Source organism: Franconibacter sp. IITDAS19 (assembly GCF_023079515.1).
GTDB classification, from domain to species: Bacteria; Pseudomonadota; Gammaproteobacteria; order Enterobacterales; family Enterobacteriaceae; genus Franconibacter; species Franconibacter pulveris.
In genome coordinates, this window is record NZ_JALJCP010000005.1 from 96,931 (window position 1) to 120,855 (window position 23,925).

The 23,925-nt window shown below is 57.2% G+C and carries 19 protein-coding genes; 7 read left to right on the top strand and 12 right to left on the bottom strand.

Annotation, left to right across the window (positions count from 1 at the left end; all coding sequences use genetic code 11):
* Nucleotides 1-97: 97 nt before the first annotated feature.
* The gene (locus MT962_RS14900; RefSeq protein WP_024557906.1) at nucleotides 98-517 is read left to right on the top strand and encodes a DUF805 domain-containing protein; all 420 of its coding nucleotides are present in this window, start codon (nucleotides 98-100) and stop codon (nucleotides 515-517) included.
* 2 nt (nucleotides 518-519) lie between these two features.
* Here MT962_RS14900 and fpr read toward each other — a convergent pair whose 3' ends face one another.
* The 5 genes from fpr to MT962_RS14925 form a co-directional block, all read right to left on the bottom strand.
* Nucleotides 520-1,266, bottom strand: coding sequence for a ferredoxin--NADP(+) reductase (gene fpr, locus MT962_RS14905; RefSeq protein WP_024557907.1), 747 nt, complete (start codon nucleotides 1,264-1,266; stop codon nucleotides 520-522).
* A 94-nt stretch (nucleotides 1,267-1,360) separates the two neighbouring features.
* The gene (gene glpX / locus MT962_RS14910; RefSeq protein WP_024557908.1) at nucleotides 1,361-2,371 is read right to left on the bottom strand and encodes a class II fructose-bisphosphatase; all 1,011 of its coding nucleotides are present in this window, start codon (nucleotides 2,369-2,371) and stop codon (nucleotides 1,361-1,363) included.
* Between the two features lie 106 nt (nucleotides 2,372-2,477).
* Nucleotides 2,478-3,020: a mannitol operon repressor MtlR gene (gene mtlR / locus MT962_RS14915; protein WP_024557909.1), complete on the bottom strand. Its 543-nt coding sequence runs from the start codon at nucleotides 3,018-3,020 to the stop codon at nucleotides 2,478-2,480.
* Between the two features lie 48 nt (nucleotides 3,021-3,068).
* The gene (gene mtlD, locus MT962_RS14920; protein ID WP_247365968.1) at nucleotides 3,069-4,217 is read right to left on the bottom strand and encodes a mannitol-1-phosphate 5-dehydrogenase; all 1,149 of its coding nucleotides are present in this window, start codon (nucleotides 4,215-4,217) and stop codon (nucleotides 3,069-3,071) included.
* Nucleotides 4,218-4,391: 174 nt separating this feature from the next.
* Nucleotides 4,392-6,320 (bottom strand): PTS mannitol transporter subunit IICBA, encoded by a 1,929-nt coding sequence (locus MT962_RS14925; RefSeq protein ID WP_024557911.1) that lies wholly within the window; start codon nucleotides 6,318-6,320, stop codon nucleotides 4,392-4,394.
* A gap of 501 nt (nucleotides 6,321-6,821) precedes the next feature.
* Here MT962_RS14925 and MT962_RS14930 point away from each other — a divergent pair.
* The 4 genes from MT962_RS14930 to yiaY all read left to right on the top strand — a co-directional run bounded on the left by MT962_RS14930 (nucleotide 6,822) and on the right by yiaY (nucleotide 12,142).
* Nucleotides 6,822-7,430, top strand: coding sequence for a glutathione S-transferase (locus tag MT962_RS14930; protein ID WP_024557912.1), 609 nt, complete (start codon nucleotides 6,822-6,824; stop codon nucleotides 7,428-7,430).
* A gap of 122 nt (nucleotides 7,431-7,552) precedes the next feature.
* Nucleotides 7,553-8,944 carry an L-seryl-tRNA(Sec) selenium transferase gene (gene selA / locus MT962_RS14935; protein WP_024557913.1) on the top strand — a complete coding sequence of 464 codons (1,392 nt, stop codon included), beginning with the start codon at nucleotides 7,553-7,555 and terminating at the stop codon, nucleotides 8,942-8,944.
* Nucleotides 8,941-10,788: a selenocysteine-specific translation elongation factor gene (gene selB / locus MT962_RS14940; RefSeq protein ID WP_247365969.1), complete on the top strand. Its 1,848-nt coding sequence runs from the start codon at nucleotides 8,941-8,943 to the stop codon at nucleotides 10,786-10,788. Before selA ends, selB begins: the two co-directional genes overlap by 4 nt.
* Nucleotides 10,789-10,990: 202 nt before the next feature.
* Nucleotides 10,991-12,142 carry an L-threonine dehydrogenase gene (gene yiaY, locus MT962_RS14945; RefSeq protein ID WP_024557915.1) on the top strand — a complete coding sequence of 384 codons (1,152 nt, stop codon included), beginning with the start codon at nucleotides 10,991-10,993 and terminating at the stop codon, nucleotides 12,140-12,142.
* 27 nt (nucleotides 12,143-12,169) lie between these two features.
* Here yiaY and MT962_RS14950 read toward each other — a convergent pair whose 3' ends face one another.
* A complete protein-coding gene (locus tag MT962_RS14950) occupies nucleotides 12,170-13,042 on the bottom strand; it encodes an ROK family protein (protein WP_247366044.1) in 873 nt (290 codons plus the stop codon).
* Nucleotides 13,043-13,208: 166 nt separating this feature from the next.
* Between MT962_RS14950 and MT962_RS14955 the strand changes: the two genes are divergently transcribed.
* Entirely contained in the window at nucleotides 13,209-14,747 is a 1,539-nt protein-coding gene (locus MT962_RS14955) for an aldehyde dehydrogenase family protein (protein ID WP_024560068.1), read from the top strand.
* Nucleotides 14,748-14,791: 44 nt separating this feature from the next.
* On the opposite strand, the gene MT962_RS14960 is transcribed toward MT962_RS14955, so the two are convergent.
* The 3 genes from MT962_RS14960 to MT962_RS14970 form a co-directional block, all read right to left on the bottom strand.
* Nucleotides 14,792-15,103 (bottom strand): hypothetical protein, encoded by a 312-nt coding sequence (locus tag MT962_RS14960; protein WP_247365971.1) that lies wholly within the window; start codon nucleotides 15,101-15,103, stop codon nucleotides 14,792-14,794.
* 138 nt (nucleotides 15,104-15,241) lie between these two features.
* Complete coding sequence (avtA, locus tag MT962_RS14965) at nucleotides 15,242-16,498, bottom strand: valine--pyruvate transaminase (RefSeq protein ID WP_247365973.1); 1,257 nt, start codon at nucleotides 16,496-16,498, stop codon at nucleotides 15,242-15,244.
* Between the two features lie 169 nt (nucleotides 16,499-16,667).
* Nucleotides 16,668-18,701 carry an alpha-amylase gene (locus tag MT962_RS14970; protein WP_247365974.1) on the bottom strand — a complete coding sequence of 678 codons (2,034 nt, stop codon included), beginning with the start codon at nucleotides 18,699-18,701 and terminating at the stop codon, nucleotides 16,668-16,670.
* 315 nt (nucleotides 18,702-19,016) lie between these two features.
* Between MT962_RS14970 and MT962_RS14975 the strand changes: the two genes are divergently transcribed.
* Nucleotides 19,017-19,841 carry a protein bax gene (locus MT962_RS14975; protein WP_071997669.1) on the top strand — a complete coding sequence of 275 codons (825 nt, stop codon included), beginning with the start codon at nucleotides 19,017-19,019 and terminating at the stop codon, nucleotides 19,839-19,841.
* 45 nt (nucleotides 19,842-19,886) lie between these two features.
* Here MT962_RS14975 and xylR read toward each other — a convergent pair whose 3' ends face one another.
* The 3 genes from xylR to MT962_RS14990 all read right to left on the bottom strand — a co-directional run bounded on the left by xylR (nucleotide 19,887) and on the right by MT962_RS14990 (nucleotide 23,864).
* Nucleotides 19,887-21,065 carry a D-xylose utilization transcriptional activator XylR gene (xylR, locus tag MT962_RS14980; protein ID WP_024557800.1) on the bottom strand — a complete coding sequence of 393 codons (1,179 nt, stop codon included), beginning with the start codon at nucleotides 21,063-21,065 and terminating at the stop codon, nucleotides 19,887-19,889.
* Nucleotides 21,066-21,163: 98 nt separating this feature from the next.
* A complete protein-coding gene (gene xylH, locus MT962_RS14985; protein ID WP_247365977.1) occupies nucleotides 21,164-22,345 on the bottom strand; it encodes a xylose ABC transporter permease XylH in 1,182 nt (393 codons plus the stop codon).
* Entirely contained in the window at nucleotides 22,323-23,864 is a 1,542-nt protein-coding gene (locus tag MT962_RS14990; protein WP_048888738.1) for a xylose ABC transporter ATP-binding protein, read from the bottom strand. Before MT962_RS14990 ends, xylH begins: the two co-directional genes overlap by 23 nt.
* Nucleotides 23,865-23,925 lie beyond the last annotated feature (61 nt).

Here is a 23,925-nt window from a genome sequence, read left to right on the forward strand (position 1 = left end):
TTGCTTGTCACAGCGATTAAAACGAGAAGCGGCGGCCTTGTCAAAAAGGCGTCGCGCCAGGGTAAACTACGCGGCATTACGATAAAAGGAAGATGGCATGACCTTACAGCAATGGTTATTTTCGTTTAAGGGCCGCATTGGCCGCCGTGATTTCTGGGTATGGGTCGTTTTATGGCTGGTCGCCATGACGGCGCTGTTTATGCTGGCAGGCAACGATATGCTGAATTCGCAAACGGCGGCGTTTATGCTGGTTTGCCTGCTGTGGCCAACCGCGGCGGTGATGGTAAAACGTCTGCACGATCGGGGGAAATCGGGCGCATGGGCGTTTTTATTCATCCTCGCGTGGATGCTGCTGGCAGGCAACTGGGCCATACTGGCCGGCGTCTGGCAGTGGGCCGTGGGGCGCTTTATCCCCACGCTGATTATTGTGATGTTGGTCATCGAACTGGGCGCCTTTATCGGCACCCAGGGCGAAAACAAGTACGGCAAAGAGACGCTGGATGTGAAATACCGCTGAGATTACCAGTAATGCTCGGCCGTCATGTGGCCCGGACGACGACGCAAATGTTTGGTCATCTGCCGGGTATCTTTTAACAGCTGTTGGGTATCGCGCACCATTTGCGGATTGCCGCAGAGCATCACATGGCTGGTTTGCGTATCCATCGGCAGCCCGACCGCGTCTTCCAGCGCGCCGCTGCTAATAAGCGCAGGCACGCGCCCTGTAAGCGACCCTGCCACTTCTTCGCGGCTCACCACAGTCTGAATGCGCAGCTTGCCTTCATAGCGCTGCTGTAGCGCCAGCATCAGCGGCAAATAGCTTAAATCTTGCGCATAGCGCACGGCATGCACCAGCACGATATTGTTAAAGCGGTCCAGATCTTTGCCTTCCTGCAAAATGGAAAGATAGGGGCCGATGGCCGTCCCCGTGGCCAGCATCCACAGCGTTTCGCATTCCGGCACCTCTTCCAGCACGAAAAAGCCCGCCGCGTCGCTAACCAGCATCACTTCATCGCCAGGCTTCATGGCGTGCAGGCGCGGACTGAGCTTCCCCTCCGGCACGGTGACCAGATAAAACTCAAGGTCCGGATTGCCCGGCGCGTTGACGTAGGAATAGGCGCGCTGCACGCGTTCGCCGTCAATTTCCAGCGCCAGTTTGGTAAATTGGCCAGCAGTAAACGGCGCCACAGGCGCATGAACAATGAGAGAAAAAAGAGCATCGGTCCAGTGCTCAACCCGTACGACTTTACCGGTGACCCAATCCGCCATCTTGCACTCCTGTCATTACTTTTGCTTTATCTTCGCCAGGGGGAGCGGAGATTTCCAGCCCGCCGGGGCCGGAAAGCTCATTCAGACAAATGTCTTAAAGTATATGCGTTTGTACGTCCGGATCTTTGCGATCCAGGTAATGGATTGATTTTATGCGGCGAATGGTGCGGGATTTGCCCCGAATCAGCAGCGTTTCGGTGGTGGCGATATTGCCCTTGCGGCTGATGCCGTCAAGAAGATCGCCTTTGGTGATACCGGTGGCGGAAAAAATCACGTTATCGCTGCGCGCCATCTCATCAAGCCGCAGTACTTTATCCGCTTCGATGCCCATCTGTCGGCAACGCTCCAGCTCCTGCTCGCCAATGGCGCGGTTTTCCGGCGTATCGCCTTTTACCTGATGGCGCGCCAGCAGGCGGCCCTGCATATCGCCATCCAGCGCGCGGATAACGGCGGCGGAAACCACCCCTTCGGGCGCGCCGCCGATGCCGTAAAGCACATCCACTTCGCTATCTGGCATACAGGTGAGGATAGAGGCCGCCACATCGCCATCGGGAATCGCGAAAACGCGTACGCCCAGCTGCTGTAGCTCAGCGATAACCGCATCATGGCGCGGTTTCGCAAGCAGGGTGACGGTCAGTTCGCACAGCGGCTTATGTAGCGCGCTGGCGATGTTATAGAGATTTTGCGCAAGCGGCAGGTTAAGGTCGATAACGCCTTTCGCGCCGGGGCCGACAATCAGCTTTTCCATATACATATCCGGCGCGTTCAGGAAGCTGCCTTTATCGCCCACCGCCAGCACCGCCAGCGCGTTAGCCTGGCCCATCGCCGTCATGCGGGTGCCCTCGATAGGGTCGACGGCGATATCCACCGCGTCGCCTTTGCCGGTGCCCACCTGCTCGCCGATGTAGAGCATCGGCGCTTCGTCTATCTCTCCTTCGCCGATCACGATCCGCCCGTCGATATTGACCTGGTTGAGCATGATGCGCATGGCGTGCACGGCGGCGCCGTCAGCGGCGTTCTTATCGCCGCGGCCAAGCCATTTATAGCCCGCCAGCGCGGCGGCTTCCGTAACGCGGGAAAATTCGATAGCAAGCTCTCGTCTCATAACTCATTCTCACAAAGTAAATTGCGACGGAGTGTAGCACAGCGTGGGAAAGGCCTGATATTGGGCAGGATAGGCGCTGGGTAACGAGGTTACGCCACCGCCGGAGTCACTTTTTTTGAAATGCTTTTTTTAAGCTGATTTTAGAAATCAGCTCAGTCAGGGAGAGCACCATGGTGGAGCGCAGGATCTGCTGATAACGCTGCTTTTGCATTGCCAGCAATTCCGTGTCGCCGCCTTCGATCAGGGTCGGCGCTGGCGGCAGCGCGGCTACGCAGTGCAGCTCGCCAAAAGGGCCGAGGATCTCGTCATCGGTAAAGAGATATTCGTTACCGTCATGATTCAGCTCTTCGCGCAGCGCCATCAGCAGCTCGCAATCTTCATATTCCGCACGGCTAATCACGCCAAGACCATAGATGAGCTTAAGACGAACGGAGAGATCGCCCAGCGGGCCATCGCCATCAAGCAACGGTTCGACGGCATATTTCACCGCGTAGTCATCTTTGCGGAACACCTGAAGCACCAGGATATTTACCGCCTCGGTCAAAAGCTCCACGGCGGCAATCAACAGGCTTCTTACGGTTTTGCCAGCATTCAGACGCTCAAGCACTCGGTTTTCAAAGGCCTGTGTTTCTTCCATCGTTGCCTGCATATCTGACAATAAAACGCCGGGCGCAGACTCAGCCGCGCCCGGTACTCATTACGCTTTCGCGTTGTATTCTTTAATGATTTCAGCGACCACGTCGCTACCTGCGTCGAGGCCGGAAATCTGCACCAGCGTCTCTTTCGGGCCCTGTTTCTCAATAAGCTCAGCCAGCTCTTGCGCCTGCGGATCCTGCTCGCTGCGGTAGTGCATCGCGGCGGCAATCCCTTTCACCAGATTATGGTGAGGCAGATTGTATTCCAGCGTGCCGAGCAGCGGTTTAATTAAGCGATCTCCGGCGTTCAGCTTGCGCAGCGGCTGACGGCCCACGCGCTCCACATCATCTTTCAGATACGGGTTTTCGAAGCGGCCAAGAATTTTTTCGATATAGGCCGCGTGCTTCGCGTCGTCAAAACCGTAGCGCTTGATCAGCACCGCGCCGCTCTCTTCCATCGCGCCTCTGACCACGAGGCGAATTTTCTCGTCCAGGATGGCGTCGCGAATGGTCTGATGACCGGTCAGTTTTCCGAGGTACGCGGTTATAGCATGTCCGGTGTTTAGCGTGAAGAGCTTACGCTCGACAAAAGCCATCAGGTTTTCGGTGGGCTCCATACCCGCAATGGCCGGCAGTTGGCCTTTGAATTGCGTTTTATCGACAATCCACTCGCTGAAGGTTTCTACGGTCACTTCCAGCGGGTCGTTGCTGGCGGAGGCGGCTGGCGGCACGATGCGGTCCACGGCGGAATCGACAAAGCCTACGTGCTCTTCCATCCAGGCGATATCTTCCTGCGACAGCGCTTTCAGCACATGATCTTTTAACTGCGAGGTGCCGCGCACCATGTTTTCACATGCGATAATATTGAGCGGCTGGTTGTTGCCCTGCGCTTTGCGCTTTGCCAGGCCTTTGGCAATCGTCGGCGCGATGCGCTCCAGGATTACCGGGCCGACCGCGGTGGTCACCAGGTCAACCTGCGCGATAAGGTCTACCACTTCTTCGCCCGCGCTGCTGACCGCGCTTACGCCCGATACGGTCTCGACCTGCTCCTGTTCGCCGACTACATGAACCTGGTAGCTGCGACGTGCGTTCAACGCGTCCAGCACCGCCTGGTTTACGTCGGCGAAAGTCAGTTCAATGCCCGCGTCCGCTAACAGTTTGCCGATAAAGCCACGTCCAATATTACCTGCGCCGAAATGTAATGCTTTCATTGTCTGAACCCTTCTTAAACTTGAGTCGTTCGCCCGAGAGGGCTGGGGAAAGAGGTGTTGCAGAAACTCCCTTTCCCTTGCCCTCTCCCGAGGGGGAGAGGGAAGGGTTGCCCTGGTGCAGGCAAAACCTTCAACGTTAAAAGGGAGAGGGACTGTCATCCTCTCCCTGATACATCAGGCCGCTTTTTTACCGGCCAGCAGATCAAGCACTTCCTGAACGTTGGTGGTGTGCGCCAGACGCTCAATTACGCTCTCATCATCCAGCGCGTTAGTCAGGCTGGTAATAACCTGGATATGTTCATTGTTACGCGCCGCGATGCCTATCACCAGCCGGGCGATATCGTCTTCTTCTTCGCCGAAGCGTACGCCCTGCGGATACTGGCAGAAGACGACACCGGTTTTCAGTACGCGATCTTTCGCTTCAACAGTGCCGTGCGGAACGGCGATAGACTCGCCCAGGTAAGTCGGGGTCAGCTTTTCACGCTCCAGCATCGCCTCAACATATTCCGGCTGCACATAACCGCCTTTCACCAACTGCTCGCCTGCGAAACGGATAGCTTCTTCTTTGGTCGCCGCGGTACGGCCGAGGAAGATGTTTTCCGCGCCCAGCCTGAAGAGGTTGCTGCTGCTGTCGTCAAAGCTGTCCTGCAGGCTGGTGCGCACTTTCGCTTCGTTGTCAGTATGGCGCTGCGCGGCAACCAGACGTTCGGTCAGGTTGGTGTACAGGCCGCTGTCGAGGAAGTTGGTCAGCGAAATGTGCTGCGCCTGCGGCGCCTGGCGCATAGCGCGCTCGGTCAGGTCGCGGTGGGTAATGACCACGTCCACGTCCGACGGCAGACTGTTAATCGCGCTGTTGGTTACAGAGATATTGCTCAGGCCGGCATCCTGCACTTTCTTACGCAGCACGCCCGCGCCCATGGCGCTGGAGCCCATACCGGCGTCGCAGGCGACGATGATTTTACGCACGTGGCTCAGGTCGTTAGTCACATCGCCAGCGGCCAGCGGGGTGGCTGCCGTCGCGCCTTTGGACTGCGCTTTCATATCGTGCATGCGACGGGTCGCCGCTTCCAGATCGTCTTCTTCTTTCACCTTGCTGGTTTTCAGCAGGATAGAGGAGATAACGAAGGAAACCGCCATGGCCGCAAAGATAGCCGCGAGGTTCGCAAAGTAAGCGCCTTTCGGCGTCATCGCCAGCACCGCCAGGATAGAACCCGGAGAAGCCGGAGAAACCAGGCCGCCGTTCAGCACGCTCAGGGTGAACACGCCGGTCATACCGCCGAGGATAACGGCGATCAGCAGACGCGGGTTCATCAGCACGTACGGGAAGTAGATTTCGTGGATACCGCCCAGGAAGTGGATGATAGCCGCGCCGCCAGCAGACTGTTTAGCGCTACCGCGACCGAAGAAAATGTAAGCCAGCAGCACGCCCATCCCCGGACCCGGGTTAGCTTCAATCAGGAAGAAGATAGACTTGCCGAGTTCATGAGACTGCTGAATGCCCAGCGGCGAGAAGATGCCGTGGTTGATGGCGTTGTTAAGGAACAGGATTTTCGCCGGCTCAACAAAGATGGACGCCAGCGGCAGCATGTCGTGAACCACCATGAAGTTGACGCCCGCAGCCAGCGCTTTGGAGAGAACTTCAACGGCCGGACCGATGCCAAGGAACGCCAGAATCGCCAGGATCATACCGATGATGCCGGCGGAGAAGTTGTTCACCAGCATTTCGAAGCCGGATTTGATTTTGCCGTCAACCCAGTTGTCGAAATGTTTAATGGCCCAGCCGCCCAGCGGGCCGGCGATCATCGCGCCGAGGAACATCGGCATGTCGGCGCCGACGATAACGCCCATGGTCGTGATAGCGCCTACTACGCCGCCGCGGTCGCCGCCAACCAGACGGCCGCCGGTATAACCGATAAGCAGGGGCAGCAGATAGGTGATCATCGGACCCACGAGCTTCGCCAGCGTCTCGTTCGGCAGCCACCCAGTCGGAATGAATAATGCGGTGATAATACCCCACGCGATAAACGCGCCGATATTGGGCATTACCATATTGCTGAGAAAACGACCAAAGCTTTGCACTTTGATCTTGATATCGGATGACATAAAACACCCCTTCTTATGGTTACGCGCAGGCCAGCAGCCCGAGGTTTATTGTTAACGTGGCGGCAGAGGTAGCCGGCCGAATGCTCTGGATGACGCGAATCTGGCACCGAATAAAGCAACTGTCCAGATGGTGGGTTTAAGTGTGATCTATATCACATGAAGCGAGGGGGATCAGGGGCTTATTTAGTGACTTCAATCACAAAACATTCGTGTAAAAAAAGAACGATGACGAATTTATGAACGTAAAAACGATGAAAACGTGAATATTGTCACAATTTAATGTGGCGTTTTTGTTTTTATTTTGTGATCTAAATCACATGCGATTTTTCCTTCTTTTTATTCTCTGTGATCGACCGCAAACTGCCTGGCGGCGCATTGCCGCGCTGTAATTTTATTACGCATGTACCGGCCCTCAGTATAGCGCGTTCCCGCCCGCCTGCTTTTAACGTAACCTGAGCCATACTTAGCCACTGTCGGCGTTGACGCATAAAGGAGCAGGCCATGAAGCTTATCGGTAGTTACACCAGCCCGTTTGTCCGGAAAATCTCAGTCATTCTGCTGGAGAAAGGCATTACCTTCGAGTTTGTTAATGAATCGCCTTACGCGGAGCAAAGCGGGGTGGCGCAATACAACCCGTTGGGCAAGGTGCCGGCGCTGGTGACCGACAGCGGCGAGCAGTGGTTCGATTCACCGATTATCGCCGAATACCTTGAACTGCTCGAGGCTGAGCCAGCCCTGCTGCCGCGCGACCCGCATGAGGCGTTGAAAGTGCGTCAACTGGAAGCGCTGGCCGATGGCGTGATGGACGCCGGGCTGGTCCATGTGCGTGAACTGCAGCGCCCGGCAGCGCAACAGTCGGAAACGGAACTGCTGCGCCAGCGGGAGAAAATCAGCCGTGCGCTTGATGCGCTGGAGCAGCATGCCGCCAACGGCACGCTGAGCGCGGATAACCTCTCTGTTGCGACCATCGCGGCAGGCTGCGCCATCGGCTATCTTAACTTCCGCCGCGTTTCGCCGGGCTGGTGCGTTAACCGACCTCATCTGGTAAAGCTGGTAGAAACCTTATTCCAGCGCGAAAGCTTCGCTCGTACCGAGCCGCCGAAAACCTGAAGCTCTCCTCTCCTTTACCTCCCGGCGTAAACGCGCCGGGCTTCGCGTAAAGCGCTACGGCAACTGAATCTCCCGTTATTTGGTGGTAGATTAGCGCTAAATTCAGCCAACCTACATTTTTCATGACAAGCCAGACTTCTTCACTTTACAGCCAGCTGCCCGCCACGGACCGGCTGCTGCGCGCTGCGGCGTTTCAACCCGTGCTCGACAGCTACGGACACAGCCAGGTCGTGGGTATCCTGCGCACATTGCAGGATGAAGCGCGGCAGACCATTCGCGAAAGCCAGACGCTGCCCGACTGGTGCGCCGACTGGGCGAAAGAGACGGTTTCTCGCCTCCAGAGCCGCACGCAAAGCGCGCTACGCCCGGTTTACAACCTCTCAGGCACGGTGCTGCATACCAACCTTGGCCGCGCTTTGCAGGCGCAGGCGGCGGTAGACGCCGTTACGCAGGCGATGCAGTCCCCCGTCACGCTGGAATACGATCTCGACGGCGCCGGACGCGGCCACCGCGACCGGGCGCTGGCCGACCTGCTTTGTCAACTCACCGGCGCGGAAGACGCCTGTATCGTTAATAACAACGCGGCGGCGGTGCTGCTGATGCTGGCCGCCACGGCGGCAGGCCAGGAGGTGGTGGTTTCCCGCGGCGAGCTGGTGGAAATTGGCGGCGCGTTCCGTATTCCGGATGTCATGCGCCAGGCGGGGTGCAGGCTCGTGGAAGTGGGCGCCACTAACCGCACGCACCTGAAAGATTACCGCCAGGCGGTGGGAGAAAATACCGCGCTGCTGATGAAGGTACATACCAGCAATTACGCTATTGAAGGCTTCACCAAAGCGGTGGAAGAGACCGAACTGGCGGCGCTCGGGGAGGAGCTTGGGGTGCCGGTGATTGCCGATCTCGGCAGCGGCTCGCTTATCGATTTAAGCGAGTACGGCCTGCCAAAAGAGCCGATGCCGCAGGCGCTTATCGCGGCGGGCGTAAGCCTGGTGAGTTTTTCCGGTGACAAACTGCTTGGCGGCCCACAGGCGGGGATCATCGTCGGCAAAAGGGCGCTTATCGAACGTCTGCAGACGCACCCGCTCAAGCGTGCGCTGCGCGCCGACAAGATGACGCTGGCGGCGCTGGAGGCGACGCTTCGTCTTTATCTGCACCCTGAAACGCTGACGGAAACGCTGCCTACGCTGCGCCTGTTAACCCGTAGCGCCGACGCAATCAATGAGCAGGCGCAGCGGCTGTTACCAGCTTTGCAGGCGCGCTATGAGGCGGAGTTCACCGTCCAGGCGATGCCTTGCCTTTCGCAGATTGGCAGCGGTTCGCTGCCGGTTGACCGCCTGCCGGGTGCGGCGCTGGCTTTTACGCCGCGCGACGGGCGCGGCAGTCGTCTGAACGCGCTGGCCGAGCGCTGGCGCGCGCTGCCAAAACCGGTAATCGGCCGCATTTATGACGGCCGCTTATGGCTTGATTTACGCTGCCTTGAAGATGAGGCGGGACTGATGGAGATGTTGTTGCAATGATTATCGCCACCGCCGGGCATGTGGACCACGGCAAAACCACGCTGCTTGAACGGCTTACCGGGATTAACGCCGACCGTCTGCCGGAAGAGAAAAAGCGCGGGATGACTATCGATCTCGGCTACGCCTACTGGCCGCAGCCGGATGGCCGCGTTATCGGCTTTATCGACGTGCCGGGGCATGAGAAGTTTCTCGCCAATATGCTGGCAGGCGTGGGCGGCATCGATCACGCGCTGCTGGTCGTGGCGTGCGACGACGGCGTGATGGCGCAAACCCGCGAGCATCTCGCGATTTTGCAACTCACCGGGCAACCGGCCCTGACCGTGGCGCTCACTAAAGCGGACCGGGTGGATGACGCGAGAGTGGAAGCGGTACGTGAAGAAGCGCTCGCTACGTTGCGGGCGTTCGGCTGGCGGGAAGCGAACGTGTTTGTCACCGCCGCCACGCAGGGGTTAGGCATTGACGCGCTGCGCGCGCATCTGAGCCAGTTGCCGGAGCGGGAGCGCCTGACCGCGCACCGATTCCGCTTAGCGATAGACCGTGCTTTCAGTGTAAAAGGCGCGGGGCTTGTGGTCACCGGCACCGCGCTTTCCGGCGAGGTTAACGTGGGCGAGACCCTGTGGCTCACCGGCGCGGAAAAACCGATGCGCGTGCGCGGAATGCATGCGCAGAATCAGCCCGTTGAACAGGCGCATGCGGGGCAACGTATCGCCCTGAATATCAGCGGCGAGGCGGAAAAGGCGGATATTACGCGCGGCGACTGGCTGCTTTCGCAAAAGCCGCTGGCGGCGGTCGAGCGGGTCATTGTTGAACTACAGCGCCACGCCCCGTTGCAGCAGTGGCAGCCGGTGCATATTCATCACGCCGCGAGCCATATCACCGGGCGCGTATCGCTGCTGGAAAACGATCTGGCGGAGCTGGTGCTGGATTCCCCGCTGTGGCTTGCCGATAACGACAGGCTGGTGCTGCGCGATATCAGCGCTCGCGTGACGCTGGCGGGCGCGAAAGTCGTGCTGCTGGAGGCGCCAAAGCGCGGCAAACGCCAGCCTGAATTTTTAGGCTGGCTGGCAAAGCTTGCCCGTGCGCAAAACGATGCGGAGGCGCTGTCGCGCCACCTTGAGCGCGGCGCCGTTTCGCTTTCCGCCTTTGGCTGGGCGCGGCAGCTCACGCAGGCGGGGCTGCGGGACCTTATTTCCACCCAAAGCGTGCTACAGGCGGGTGACTACGCGCTGAGCGAAGGGGTGGCGCAGCGCTGGCGGGAAAAATTGCTCGCCACCCTTGCCCGCTATCATGAAAGCCACCGCGAAGAGCCAGGGCCGGGACGCGAGCGGCTGCGCCGCATGGCGCTGCCCTCTGAAGCGGAGCCGCTGGTGCTCGCGCTCATTGAACAGATGCGCCGCGATGGCGCGCTGGCCAGCCGCGAAGGGTGGCTGCACCTGCCGGGCCATGAAGCTGGCTTTAACGCCGCTCAGCAGGCCGTCTGGGAGAAAATCGCGCCGCTGTTTGGCGACGAACCCTGGTGGGTGCGCGACCTGGCGCGCGAGGCGGGAGAAGAAGAGCAGGCGATGCGCCAGCTGTTGCGGCTGGCGGCCCAGCAAGGGTTTATCACCGCGATCGTTAAAGATCGCTACTATCGCCACGATCGCATTGTGGCCTTCGCCGACATGATCCGCGATCTGGATCGGGAGAAAGGAACGACGGTTGCCGCTGATTTTCGCGATCGCCTTAATGTTGGCCGCAAACTGGCGATTCAAATCCTCGAATATTTTGACCGTATCGGCTTTACCCGTCGTCGCGGCAATGAACATCTGTTACGCGACAGCGCGCTTTTCCGCCTCGCGGAATAAACCCGAAAGTGTGGAAATAACGGCTTGTTTATTTTCACACTTTTTTGCTGTTATTACTGGAAATACTATTGATTTTTATGGTTTTTATTTGAGCGCATACCGTTTTTCTATTCCTTTTTCCTAAAAGTCTTTTCTTTGCTTTTTCCCTGCGGATAACAGGGCTATTTTCGGCGGTGCTTACTTCACTACCAGGGAAAAGATGATGACTACTGCGACTTTTTATATCCCCTCCGTCAATATCATTGGTGCGAATGCTTTAGAGGAAGCGCTGGACGCGATGCATGGCTACGGCTACCGCAGCGCGCTGATCGTGACCGATATTATGCTCAGCAAGCTCGGCATGGCGGACAACGTGCAGCGCCTGCTGGCGGCCCGCGATATCAAAAGCGTTATTTTCGACGGCACGCACCCTAACCCCACCACCGCAAACGTAAAAGCCGGGCTGGATTTATTGAATCAGCATCGCTGCGACTGCGTTGTTTCGCTGGGCGGCGGCTCGCCGCACGACTGTGCGAAAGGGATAGCGCTGGTCGCAACCAACGGCGGCCATATCTGTGACTATGAGGGCGTGGACCGTTCCGCGAAGCCGCAGCTGCCGATGATAGCCATCAACACTACCGCAGGCACCGCTTCGGAGATGACCCGTTTCTGCATCATCACCGACGAGAGCCGTCATGTGAAAATGGCGATTGTCGATAAACACGTTACGCCGGTGCTTTCGGTAAACGACCCGGCGCTTATGGTCGGTATGCCCGCCTCGCTGACGGCGGCGACCGGCATGGACGCGCTTACGCACGCCATCGAAGCTTATGTTTCCACCGCCGCCACGCCCATAACCGACGCCTGCGCGCTGAAAGCCATCGCCATGATCAGCCAGAACCTGACGCAAGCGGTAGCGCAGGGCAACAACATGGCGGCGCGCGAAGCCATGGCGTATGCGCAGTTCCTGGCCGGCATGGCTTTTAACAACGCGTCATTGGGCTATGTTCATGCCATGGCGCATCAGCTGGGTGGTTTTTACGATCTGCCGCACGGGGTATGCAATGCGATTCTGCTGCCGCATGTGCAGCGCTTTAACAGCGCGCTGGCCGCCGGACGCCTGCGGGATTGCGCGCAGGCATTGGGATGCAACGTGAGCGGGCTTTCAGATAAAGAGGGCGCCGCGCTTTGCATTGAGACCATCCAGGCGCTGGCGCGACAGGTTCACATTCCGGCTGGCCTGCGTGAGCTGAACGTGAAGGAAGAGGATATTCCGGTGCTGGCGGCTAATGCGTTGAAAGACGCCTGCGGCCTGACCAACCCGATTCAGGCCACGCATGAGGAGATTATGGCGATTTTCCATGCTGCTATGTAAGTTCTCAGCCCCGCCGTTCGGGCGGGGCTACTGTTTGCGTACGGCCTGCCACACCGCGCCAAGGCGCCCGGCCTGGTTGCCCAGTTCACACGGTTGAATCGGTACGCGCAGCGCATCCCAGAAGGTGTATTTTTCCAGCGCGCGCTCGAGCATGGGGTAAAGCTTCTGCTGCTGACAGACGCCGCCGCCAATCAGCACCACTTGCGGATCGAACATCGAAACCACGCTGTAAATACCGCGCGATAAATAGCTCACCCATTTATCCACCACTTCGCGCAGATGCACATCGTTCTCCATGCGCTCGAAAATCTCCTTACCATGCAGCGGCGCGTCGGCCGGGAGCGACAGCGCCTGACGGCTTGCTTCAATCAGCCCGCGCGCCGAGGCAATCTCATGCATATTCTCGCCGTTATTCCCTACCGGCATAACGCCGAATTCCCCGGCGCGAAAGTGCGAACCGCGCAGCAGCTGGCGCTCCAGGATAATGCCGCCGCCGATGCCGGTGCCGATAGTCATGCAGATAAGCGATTCGTACTGCTTGCCCGCTCCGCGCCACATTTCACCCAGCGCCGCGCAGTTGGCGTCGTTTTCAATAGTAATGGGCAGGTCGGTCAGCTCGCCAAACATCTCCAGCAAGTTGACGCCGTCGAGAAAATCGAGCGCGCCCGCTTTAGGCACATCGCCGGTATAGGGATTGATATAACCGGGAAAGCTGATGCCGATGCCCGCTATCTCCTGCTCTTTCTGATACGTTTCCACCACCTTTTTCCAGGCGCTTTTAAACGCCTCTTTGTCGTAGGACGTATCAAATTCGTCGCTGCTGAGCTCCTCGCCCTCTTCGGTAATCAGGCCGTGCTTAATATGTGAGCCGCCCACGTCAAAGCCAATGAAATGTCGCATCATCTTTCCTTATCTGACCCGTCTCTGCTTTTGAGTATGGCTGAAAACAATGGGCGAAACGTAAAAGAACGTAATCCGTGAGGCGTGTCGTAAAGCAGGCAGAAGGCGGACATAAAATGAGCGGTCGCCGTCTACGCTTGAAGGGTACCCCGACCAGGAGAAAACCATGACTAATAATCCTCCGAACACCCGCATCAACCCCGCCGAATATGGCTACCCTCTGAATCTGAAAGCCCGCTATGACAACTTTATCGGCGGCGAATGGGTGGCGCCCGTAGAAGGCGATTATTACCAGAACCTGACGCCAGTGACCGGCCAGCTGCTGTGTGAAGTAGCAAGCTCCGGCAAAAAAGATATCGACCTGGCGTTAGATGCCGCCCACGCGGTGAAAGAACAGTGGGGAAAAACCTCGGTGCAGGAGAGAGCATCTATCCTGCTGAAGATCGCCGACCGGATGGAGCAAAACCTGGAACGGCTGGCGACGGCGGAAACCTGGGACAACGGCAAGCCTATCCGTGAAACCAGCGCCGCCGACGTGCCGCTGGCGATTGACCATTTCCGCTATTTCGCCTCCTGCATCCGCGCGCAGGAAGGGGGCATCAGCGAGGTGGATAACGAAACCGTGGCGTACCATTTCCACGAGCCGCTCGGCGTTGTCGGGCAAATTATCCCGTGGAACTTCCCGCTGCTGATGGCGAGCTGGAAAATGGCTCCGGCGCTGGCGGCAGGCAACTGCATTGTGCTCAAGCCTGCCCGGCTGACCCCGCTTTCGGTTCTGCTGCTGATGGAAATTGTCGGCGACCTGCTGCCGCCCGGCGTGGTTAACGTGGTCAATGGCGCAGGCGGCGAGATTGGCGAATATCTGGCAACCTCAAAACGCATCGCGAAAGTGGCGTTTACCGGCTCGACTGAAGTAGGCCAGCAGATCATGCAGTACGCGACCCAGAACATCATTCCGGTCACGCTGGAGCTGGGCGGGAAATCACCCAACATCTTTTTTGCAGATGTGATGGACGAAGAGGATGCTTTTTTCGAAAAGGCGCTGGAGGGCTTCGCGCTTTTCGCCTTTAACCAGGGAGAGGTCTGCACCTGCCCGAGCCGTGCGCTGGTGCAGGAGTCCATCTACGAGCGCTTTATGGAGCGCGCCATTCGCCGCGTGGAGGCCATTCGCAGCGGCAACCCGCTCGACACCCTGACGCAGATGGGCGCGCAGGTTTCCAAAGGCCAGCTCGACACCATTCTTAACTATATCGATATCGGTAAAAAAGAGGGGGCGGATGTACTGACCGGCGGGCGACGCAAGGCGCTGGAAGGCGAGCTAAAAGAGGGATATTACCTTGAGCCCACCATATTGTTCGGCCAGAACAGCATGCGCGTTTTCCAGGAGGAAATTTTCGGGCCGGTGCTGGCGGTAACCACCTTCAAAACCATGGACGAGGCGCTGGAAATCGCCAACGACACCCAGTACGGCCTGGGCGCAGGCGTCTGGAGCCGCAACGGCAACCTTGCCTATAAGATGGGCCGCGGCATCCAGGCGGGCCGCGTCTGGACTAACTGTTACCACGCCTATCCTGCGCATGCCGCTTTTGGTGGCTACAAGCAGTCCGGCATTGGTCGTGAAACCCACAAAATGATGCTGGAGCACTACCAGCAAACCAAATGCCTGCTGGTGAGCTACTCCGATAAGCCGCTGGGGCTGTTTTAATCGCATCGCAGGCTGCGCCCGCAGCCTGCTTTTTTCCTGCCTGATTACTCCACGACGTTAATATCCAGACGGCGGAAGCGGCTGTAAATCCACAGCCCTGCACAGGTCAGCGTGCCGATCAATGCCGTCAATATAACGGAGAAAAAGAGGCCCATCGCCAGTGATGCTGGCAGCGCCAGCAGGCCATGGATCGGCTTGTTATTCCAGTTCAGCGTGTCGTAGCCAAAGCAGGCCAGCAGACCGAAAAGAAAGCAGAGCAGCATCAGAGAGGTGCCAAGTCCGGTTAACAAAATCCGGTAGATGCTGCCGGGCTTAATCTGCTTCACGCTGACAACGGTGGTAATTTCCTTATTCATAGGAGGTCCAGAAAGGGAGAGCGTGCGCCGAGTATCGGGCATCTTTATGTTAAGCGCCAGAATGCCCTACAAAAAATGGCGGGGCGTTGAAAATGAAAAAGCGCCGGCAAGCGGCGCTTTTTGTTGCGTGAAAGCGGTTTACTGCCCGGCTTCGCGCCAGGCCAGCTCTACTTCTTCCGCCAGGATCTTTACCCCCGCCTCGATTTTTTCCGGCTCCGGCACATAGTTCATGCGCATGCACTGGTGTGTGTGCGGCCAGGGTTTATCAAGGCCCGGGAAGAAATAATCGCCCGGCACCATCAGCACGCCGCGCTTTTTCAGGCGCTGATAAAGCAGTTCGGTGGTAATCGGCAAATCTTTAAACCACAGCCAGAGGAAAATCGCGCCTTCAGGTTTGTGGATCAGGCAGCGTTCCGGGGATAAATAGCGGCGAATGGTCGCGATCGTTTCCTGAACGCGCTGCTGGTAGAACGGCTTAATGACGGTTTCAGAAAGACGCAGCAGGTCGTTACGTTTAATCATTTCGCAGGCCATCGCCGGGCCGATGCCGCCGGGCGCCAGGCTGATAATACCGTTCATATTGCTGATAGCGGAAATGACTTTCTCATTGGCAACGATAATGCCGCAGCGACTGCCCGGCAGACCCAGTTTCGACAGGCTCATGCACAGGATAATGTTCGGGTTCCACAGCGGGCGCGCCTCAGTGAAAATAATGCCCGGGAAAGGCACGCCGTAAGCGTTGTCGATAACCAAGGGGATATCGTGCTGGTTTGCCAGCGCATCGAGCTTCATCAGCTCATCGTCTGTAATAACGTTACCGGTAGGGTTAGTCGGACGGGATACGCAAATCATTCCCGTCTCTTCACCGATATGAAGATGTTCGAAATCGACGTGATATTTGAACTGGCCATCCGGCAGCAGTTCAATGTTGGGCCGCGCTGAAACAAACAACTCTTCTTCCAGACCCGCATCCGCGTAGCCGATATACTCCGGCGCCAGCGGGAAAAGCACCCTGCGCGTCGTGCCGTCGGCGCGTCGACCCGCGAAGAGGTTAAATAAGTAGAAAAATGCGCTCTGGCTGCCGTTTGTTAGTGCAATATTTTGTGGTTCGATATCCCAGCCGGATGTTTCACGTAGCATCGCCGCCAGCGCCGCGAGAAGCTCGCTTTTGCCCTGCGGACCGTCATAATTACAAAGCGCGTCAGTCACTTTGCCGCTCTGCAGCATGTCGGCAAGCAGTTGCTGGAAGTAGTCATTCATGGCGGGAATTTGCGCCGGGTTTCCACCGCCCAGCATGATGGCGCCGGGAGTGCGCAAACCGTCGTTGAGATCCTCCATCAGGCGCGTGATGCCTGCATGGCGGGTAAATTTGTCGCCGAAAAGGGAAAACGTCATAGCCGTATTGTGTCGCATTTCTTTTAAAAGAGGCTAACGATAACGCTACATATATCGCGGTGCAAATGGTCGTAAAGCCAGACGAAGCGGAGGATATGTTTTCCTGAGCTTAATTTTCAGTATGAAATATCGCTTCGCTGGCTTTCTTCATCACACCTGCCGGGGCGGCTTATTCAGGGTTGCCCGCCCAGACGATGATAACCTTGTCGTCGCCCTGCTCACGCGCGAAACCGTAGCCCTGGCCCAACGCTAGCGTGGTTTGTTTGCCCGCGCCGATAGCGGGATGGCGGGCGCGGAACTGGCTTATTCGCTGCCAGTGCTCAAGCATGGCTGCGTTTTTACCCAGGGCGTCCTGCCAGTTCATGTCTGAACGCGTCCCCTGTAGCGAATCGGAGCCGGTCGGGCCGAAGGGGCGCGCCGTTTCATCGCCATAAAAAATCTGTACGGCGCCGGGCGTGAGCAGCAGCAATTCCGCGGCGCGCTGCCCGCCTTCCCGGAACAGGCGCGTGTCATGTGAGGAGAGATAGCTCAGTACATTGAACTGCTGAAGTTTTTCCGCCATCTGCTGCCAGGTGGTATCGATCTCCGCCAGGCAATCCGCCGCCTTCGCCGCCTGCTCCTGATAATCGAAATTAATCATCGCGTCGAAGCCGTGCTGATAGTACTCGCTCTGCATCACGCCGTGGCCCCAGGCTTCGCCGGTCATCCAGAAAGGGGCGTCATCCAGTTTTTTGTCCGGGTTGGCGGCTTTCCATGCCTGCAGCGCTTCGCTGGCCTGGGTTTTAAGCTGCCGCCAGGCACCCATCTCCACATGTTTTGCGGTATCTACGCGAAAGCCGTCAATGCCGAAATCTTTCACCCAGCGGCTAAGCCAGTGGGTGAGATAGTCCCGCGGCGTGAAGTCCGCTAATTCCCGGGCGGCGGTATCGGGCTTATGGCGGTAGAAGCCAGGCAGCCCGGAGGGCTCGACAGATTCCGTTTTCAAATCCGGTAGAAAAGAGAGCGACATCGTGAGGTCGTCAAAGCCCGGGTTGTCATAGTCGCCAATATCGGTGCGGATCCATTTTTTACCCCACCAGTTTTCCCAGGCGGGGCCGTCATTGAAATTAATATAGTCGTTAAAGCTGTGCCAGCTCTGGCCGGGCCCGGGCCGCCAGTCTGTCCAGCGGTCGCCCAGCGTCTTTTTTATTTCGTCATCTTTAAGGTAAAGCGCGCCAAACTGAAACTCCTGCATATCCGCAAGCGTGGCGTAGCCAGTATGGTTCATCACAATATCGAACAGAACGCGGATGCCGCGCTTATGCGCTTCATCCACCAGCTTTCGCAGGTCTTCTTCGCTGCCCATGTTGGCGTCAAGTTTCGTCCAGTCCTGCACGTAATAGCCGTGGTAAGCGTAATGCGGGAAGTCGCCTTTGGTGCCGCCGCCCACCCAGCCGTGGATTTGCTCAAGCGGCGAGCTTATCCATAAGACATTTACGCCGAGCTGCTGCAGGTAATCAAGTTTGCCGGCAAGGCCCTGCAGGTCGCCGCCGTGGAAAGTGCCAATCTCCTCCAGCCCGTCTTTGTGACGACCGTAGCTGTTGTCATTCGCCGGATTGCCGTTGACGAAGCGGTCGGTCAGCACAAAGTAGACCGTGGCGTTTTGCCAGCTAAAAGAGGCTTTGCCAGCCGCTTGCGCGGGTTCGAGCAGCAGCAGGCCGTCGCTGTTAGCAGCGGGGGTCAGGGTGATGGCGCCATTCGTTACCGTGGCGGTCTGGCCGCTGTAAAAATCACGCACTTCGCTGCCTTCAGGGAAAACGCTGTTTACCTGCACCGTTAACGGCTTGCCGTCCCATTTCGGGCACTGGCGCGCAACTTCCTGCGTCGTGTCGTCCGCTTCCTGCTGCACGCTTAACATTAGCGTGGGCGTGCCGGAGCGGGTATCAATCTGCACGCGGTAATTGCCGTCGCGAAACAGGCGCCACTGCGGCGGCGCGCCATCGCAGGGTTTTAGCGAAAGCATCTGGTTGAGCCTGATGGCGTCTGCCGGCTGCCAGCACGCCTGGTCAAATGTCAGGGTGAGAGGAAGCGTACCTTTTGCGAGCGTGGCGTCGCTGACAAATATCCCGGCGGGCTGTTCGTGAAATTCAGGCAGTCCTGGCGCAGACCAGTTGGCCCAGACAAGGCCTGGCATAGCCAGCAGGGCGAGGAGCGAATGTTTCATTAAGCGGCGTCCTGTGCGGTTTTTCTCCATTTTCGCCTGGCTGCCATGAAAGTAACTCATCCTTTATTCGTAGTGAAAGGGGAGGACGATACGGGCTGAGTTTTGAGGTCATTCATTGGTATTATCACGTAAAAAATTGACGACTTTTATTTTTAATAATCAAAGAGATGTAAAAATCATACGTGACAGTTTTTAGGATTTGGACTATTTCTTTTGATGCTATCGACCGGTATTTTTGATACGATTTCAAATTCGTTTCTTAAATATTTGTGAAAAATAAGGTGTTGGAATGCTTATATCCGACCAGGAGAGCTGATGATATCGACTCGATTACACCGATTCGGGGCCGCGATATTCATGTTGATCACCCTTGGCTTATCGGGTGAGGTGCTGGCAAAAGAGCACACAACTAAGAAGACTCATACAGCCCACGTAACAGCAATAAAAGACGGTAAAAATCTGGCGAGCAGTAAAAAAGAGTATTCTCGCAATAGTGAAAGCGGTTCACTTCCTGACTTGCGAAAATACCCTTCCGGGACACCAAGGAAAAAGGCGTTTCTCCGGACAGTAATGCCCTATATTACCAGTCAAAACGCGGCAATTACGGCAGACCGTAACTGGCTTATTTCTAAGCAGTATGAGGGCCGTTGGTCGCCGAGTGAACGCGCGCGCCTGAAAGATATCACGAAGCGCTACAAGATTAGCTGGAGCGGCAATACTAAACGCATTCCGTGGAATACGCTGCTTGAGCGCGTGGATATTATTCCAACCAGCATGGTTGCGACCATGGCGGCGGCGGAAAGCGGCTGGGGCACCTCTAAGCTTGCGCGCAGTAACAATAATCTGTTCGGCATGAAGTGTGCGAAACGCCACTGTAATAATGAGCCGGGCAAGGTGAAAGGTTATTCGCACTTTACTTCGGTAAAAGAATCCGTGAATGCTTATGTGGTAAATCTGAATACGCACCCGGCTTACAACTCCTTCCGTAAATCACGCGCCCAGTTGCGCAAAGCGGATCAGGAAATTACCGCGAGCAATATGATTCATAAGCTCAAAGGCTATTCGACGAAAGGTAAGAGCTATAACAATTACCTGTTTGCCATGTACCAGGATAATGCCCGGTTGCTTTCAGCAAACTAAGCGGACAGATAAAACGCCTTCCAGCCGGAAGGCGTTTTTTATTGCTTAAATCAGCACTTCGCTATACCTGTCCCGATAATCTTTCGGGGTCGACTCGTAAGCCTTTTTAAACACCGAGTAAAAATATTGCAGCGAAGGGTAGCCGCACATTTGTGAGATTTCGTTAATAGTTAACGAGGTAGAAATAAGCAGGCTGCGCGCTTTATCCAGCTTTTCTGCATGAATAACCGCATGAATGGTTTCGCCCACCTCTTCTTTAAAGCGCTTTTCCAGATTAGAGCGGGAAATGCCTACGGCATCCAACACCTGTTCAACCTTGATGCCTTTGCAGGCGTGATTGCGAATGTAATGCATCGCCTGGATAACTGCCGGGTCATGCAGTGAACGGTAATCCGTGGAACGCCGTTCTACTACGCGTACGGGCGGCACCAGCACGCGCTGTAACGGCATCGACTCATTATCGAGCAGGCGATGCAGTAACTTAGCTGCCTGATACCCCATCTGTCGCGTGCCCTGCGCCACTGAAGAGAGCGCCACGCGCGACAAATAGCGCGTCAGCTCTTCGTTATCAATGCCGATAACGCACAGCTTTTCCGGCACGGGAATGTGCAAATGTTCGCAAACCTGTAGAAGGTGACGCGCCCGCGCGTCCGTCACGGCGATAATGCCGGTCTGGGGCGGCAGCGTTTGCAGCCAGTCCGCCAGCCGGTTTTGTGCGTGTTGCCAGTTTTCCGGCGCGGTCTCCAGCCCCTGATAGATGACGCCCCGGTATTTCTCCCGCGCCACCAGTTGGCTGAAAGCATGTTCGCGCTCCGCCGCCCAGCGTTTGCCGCTGGAAGCAGGCAGACCATAAAAGGCGAAGCGATTGACACCTTTTTCTTTAAGGTGCAGGAAGGCGCTCTCTACCAGCGCCTGGTTATCGGTAGCGATGTAATGTACCGCCGGATAGTGCTCAGGCAAATGATAAGATCCGCCGACGCCGACAATCGGCACGTCAACGTCGGCCAGCAGCGTCTCTATCTCCCGGTCATCAAAATCAGCGATGACGCCATCGCCTAACCACTCTTTGATATTGTCGATACGGGCGCGGAAATCCTCTTCAATAAAAATATCCCACTCCGATTGTGAAGCCTGTAAATATTCACCCACGCCTTCAACGACCTGCCGGTCATATGCTTTATTCGCGTTAAATAACAACGTAATGCGGTGACGCTTCTCAAACATAGTGTTGATTTCCAGGCCCATAACCTGTGTCTGAATACCATATTCCGGCGGCGAGCGGCGAACCCCGCACTGACATTGTGATCTGCCGCCGGGTTTGTTCAGGCGCGACGCTTGGTTGCCGAATCCATCCAGACAGCGAGCAGCAGAATGGCGCCTTTAACGATGTACTGCCAGAAGGTGGGCACATCCATCATGCTCATGCCGTTATCCAACGAAGCCATAATAAATGCACCCATCACCGCGCCGGCCACGCTGCCGATACCGCCTGCCAGGCTGGTGCCGCCAATCACGCAAGCGGCGATGGCATCCAGTTCCGCAATATTCCCGGCCGAAGGCGAGCCTGCGCCCAGGCGGGAGCTGAGAATTAACCCTGCGATAGCGACCATTAAGCCATTGATGGCAAAGACGGCAAGCTTGGTGCGCTCCACGTTAATACCGGAGAGGCGCGCCGCTTCCAGGTTGCCGCCAATAGCGTAAATGCGCCGGCCAAATGCGGTACGCGTCGCCATAAACAGGCCGCCCAGCAGCAGAAAGGCCAGGATTAGCACCGGGGTTGGCACGCCGCGATAATCATTCAGCAGCCAGATAGCGCCCAGTACAACGATAGCGGTAATAGCCTGGCGTCCCACTACGCCGCCTGAGGCGGGTGCGCTGAGACCCAGCGCCTGACGACGCATACGTCCCCGCCACTGCCAGATAATAAACGCGCCTAAACCCAGCGCGCCTACCGCGAAACCGACGCCATCCGGCAGGTAGCTTTGCCCGATTTGCGACATCGCTGCGCTGGTGGGCGAGACAGTAGTACCGTTAGTGATGCCTATCAGCACGCCGCGAAACGCCAGCATGCCGGCGAGCGTGACGATAAACGAAGGGACTTTGCGGTAGGCGACCCACCAGCCGTTCCAGGCGCCAAGCAGCAGCCCCAGCAACAGAGTGGCGACCACCGTCAGCGGCAGCGGCCAGCCCAGCCAGACGTCAAAAATCGCCGCCGCGCCGCCAAGCAGGCCCATCATCGAGCCCACAGAGAGGTCGATTTCGGCCGAGATAATCACAAATACCATCCCTACCGCCAGAATGCCGGTAATGGCGGTCTGGCGCAGCAGGTTCGAAACGTTACGGGCGCTCAGATAAGCGCCGTCGGTCATAAAGGTGAAAAAGAGCATGATGGCGACGATGGCGGCAATCATGACAAAAACTTGTAAATTCAGCGCGCGCAAATTGCCGAGCGGCGTCGCCAGCGGCGCGGCCAGTTTCATTTCAGACGGGTTGCTTTTCGACATGGCTGTCGCTCCTCAGTGCGGCTTCCATCACCTGCTCCTGGGTCAGGTTATGGTTGATAAGATTGGCTTTCAGGCGGCCTTCATGCATCACCAGTACGCGGTCGCTGAGGCCCAGCACTTCCGGCAGTTCGGAGGAGATAACGATGACCGCGATCCCCTGTTGCACCAGTTGGTTAATTAGTTTGTAGATCTCATATTTGGCTCCGATATCGATGCCGCGGGTGGGTTCATCCAGAATCAGCACCCGGGGGTTAAGCAGCAGGCAGCGTGCAAGAATCGCTTTTTGCTGGTTGCCGCCGCTTAAGCGGCCGATAGCGAGCATGGGCGAGGCCGTTTTCACCTTCAGCCGCTGTAGCGACTGTAAGATGCACTGCTGCTCGGCCGCGTCGTCCAGCGCGCTCAGCGCGCCGGAAAAGTTATCCAGCGCCGCCAGCGTAATGTTCTGTCCGACCGCCATTACCGGCACGATGCCGTCTCTCTTGCGATCTTCCGGCACCATGGCGATGCCGTGCGCGATGGCCTGTTTGCAGTTGGTTATCGTCACTGGTTTGCCATCGATAAAGATTTTGCCTTCATGACGGCCGGGCCAGACGCCGAACAGGCACTGCACCGCTTCTGTTCGTCCGGCGCCTACCAGGCCTGCGATGCCAAGAATTTCACCGCGGCGCAGTGAAAAAGAGACATTATTCACCCGCTTGATGTGCCGGTTAACCGGATGCCAGGCGGTCAGGTTTTCCACGCGCAGAATCTCTTCGCCTGCGGTGTGCGGCTCGTTAGGGTAGAGCGCTGTCAGCTCCCGGCCGACCATCATGGTGATGATATCCTCCTCGCGCATCTGTTCGGCTTCCCGGGTACCGATGTGCTGCCCGTCGCGGATAACGCAGATGGTGTCGGAGATCGCCTTTACCTCGTTCAGCTTGTGGGAGATATAAATACAGGCGATGCCGTGGTTTTGCAGATCGCGGATAATCTCCAGCAGCACGGCGGTTTCCTGTTCGGTGAGCGACGCGGTGGGCTCATCCAGAATCAACAACCGCACTTGCTTATTCAGCGCCTTGGCGATTTCAACCAGCTGCTGTTGGCCGAGACCTAAATCGCCGACCCGGGTATCGGGTGAGATAGCGAGGCTGACCTGGGCGAGCAGCTTCTGGCAGCGTAGCGTCATGGTGTCGTAATCCAGTACGCCGCGGTGTGTTATCTCGGCGCCAAGAAAAATGTTTTCCAGCACCGTCAGGTGCTTCACAAGAGCCAGCTCCTGATGAATTATCGCGATGCCTTTACGCTCGGTATCGCGAATGTGGTTCGCCTCCAGTTTTTCTCCGGCGAACCAAATTTCGCCCTCGTAGCTGCCGTGCGGGTAGATGCCGCAGAGCACTTTCATCAACGTTGATTTACCAGAGCCGTTTTCGCCGCACAGCGAAAGCACCTCACCCGGATTCAGCGAGAGCGTGACGTTATCCACCGCTTTCACCGCGCCGAATGCTTTAGTGATGTTTTTCATTTCGAGTAAGTAAGGCATAGCACCCTCGCCCGACGTTCAGACAGCAGCAAAGCGCCCATGGCGAACCATGAGCGCCGCC

Excerpts from the sequence above, each read along its gene's own strand:
- mtlD (WP_247365968.1), bottom strand. The coding sequence starts at position 4,217 with ATGAAAGCATTACATTTCGGCGCAGGTAATATTGGACGTGGCTTTATC.
- MT962_RS14975 (WP_071997669.1), top strand. The coding sequence starts at position 19,017 with ATGATATCGACTCGATTACACCGATTCGGGGCCGCGATATTCATGTTG.
- MT962_RS14950 (WP_247366044.1), bottom strand. The coding sequence starts at position 13,042 with ATGCGACATTTCATTGGCTTTGACGTGGGCGGCTCACATATTAAGCAC.
- xylR (WP_024557800.1), bottom strand. The coding sequence starts at position 21,065 with ATGTTTGAGAAGCGTCACCGCATTACGTTGTTATTTAACGCGAATAAA.
- selB (WP_247365969.1), top strand. The coding sequence starts at position 8,941 with ATGATTATCGCCACCGCCGGGCATGTGGACCACGGCAAAACCACGCTG.
- selA (WP_024557913.1), top strand. The coding sequence starts at position 7,553 with ATGACAAGCCAGACTTCTTCACTTTACAGCCAGCTGCCCGCCACGGAC.
- xylH (WP_247365977.1), bottom strand. The coding sequence starts at position 22,345 with ATGTCGAAAAGCAACCCGTCTGAAATGAAACTGGCCGCGCCGCTGGCG.
- MT962_RS14925 (WP_024557911.1), bottom strand. The coding sequence starts at position 6,320 with ATGTCATCCGATATCAAGATCAAAGTGCAAAGCTTTGGTCGTTTTCTC.
- MT962_RS14955 (WP_024560068.1), top strand. The coding sequence starts at position 13,209 with ATGACTAATAATCCTCCGAACACCCGCATCAACCCCGCCGAATATGGC.
- MT962_RS14960 (WP_247365971.1), bottom strand. The coding sequence starts at position 15,103 with ATGAATAAGGAAATTACCACCGTTGTCAGCGTGAAGCAGATTAAGCCC.
- MT962_RS14970 (WP_247365974.1), bottom strand. The coding sequence starts at position 18,701 with ATGAAACATTCGCTCCTCGCCCTGCTGGCTATGCCAGGCCTTGTCTGG.
- glpX (WP_024557908.1), bottom strand. The coding sequence starts at position 2,371 with ATGAGACGAGAGCTTGCTATCGAATTTTCCCGCGTTACGGAAGCCGCC.
- MT962_RS14930 (WP_024557912.1), top strand. The coding sequence starts at position 6,822 with ATGAAGCTTATCGGTAGTTACACCAGCCCGTTTGTCCGGAAAATCTCA.
- yiaY (WP_024557915.1), top strand. The coding sequence starts at position 10,991 with ATGACTACTGCGACTTTTTATATCCCCTCCGTCAATATCATTGGTGCG.
- avtA (WP_247365973.1), bottom strand. The coding sequence starts at position 16,498 with ATGACGTTTTCCCTTTTCGGCGACAAATTTACCCGCCATGCAGGCATC.
- mtlR (WP_024557909.1), bottom strand. The coding sequence starts at position 3,020 with ATGCAGGCAACGATGGAAGAAACACAGGCCTTTGAAAACCGAGTGCTT.
- MT962_RS14900 (WP_024557906.1), top strand. The coding sequence starts at position 98 with ATGACCTTACAGCAATGGTTATTTTCGTTTAAGGGCCGCATTGGCCGC.
- fpr (WP_024557907.1), bottom strand. The coding sequence starts at position 1,266 with ATGGCGGATTGGGTCACCGGTAAAGTCGTACGGGTTGAGCACTGGACC.
- MT962_RS14990 (WP_048888738.1), bottom strand. The coding sequence starts at position 23,864 with ATGCCTTACTTACTCGAAATGAAAAACATCACTAAAGCATTCGGCGCG.